Annotated in this window: 1 protein-coding gene; it reads left to right on the top strand. The window is 69.1% G+C overall.

Going from position 1 to position 485, the window contains the following annotated elements; translation table 11 throughout:
* The coding region (locus G4D86_RS51865) for an AMP-binding protein (protein WP_164003111.1) at positions 1–485 on the top strand (485 nt) is incomplete at both ends.

Raw genomic sequence — 485 nt, forward strand, 5'->3', positions numbered from 1 at the left:
TACGTGATGTTCACGTCGGGAAGCACGGGCCGCCCGAAGGGTGTGGGCGTGCCGCACCGAGCGGTGTCCCGGTTGGTGCTGGGCACGGACTTCGCGCACTTCGGGCCGGAAGAGGTGTGGCTGCAGTTGGCGCCCATCTCCTTCGATGCGTCGACGCTGGAGGTGTGGGGAGCGCTGCTGCACGGAGCGAAGCTGGTGGTGTACCCGGCGGGTACGCCCTCGCTGGAGGAGCTGGGCCGCACGTTGGGAGAAGCGGGCATCACGTCGCTGTGGCTGACGGCGGCGCTGTTCGAGCAGATGCAGGCAAGGCAGCCGGAGGCGCTGGCGGGAGTGAAGCAGTTGCTGGCCGGTGGTGACGTGCTGCCCGTGGGCCGGGTGAAGGAGCGACTGGCCTCCGGGCACGTGCTCATCAATGGGTATGGCCCGACGGAGAACACGACGTTCTCCGCGTGCTACCGGATGGAGGGCCCGGAGGAGCTGGGCGC

Origin of the sequence: Pyxidicoccus caerfyrddinensis, from assembly GCF_010894405.1 — a bacterium.
Classification (GTDB): Bacteria; Myxococcota; Myxococcia; order Myxococcales; family Myxococcaceae; genus Myxococcus; species Myxococcus caerfyrddinensis.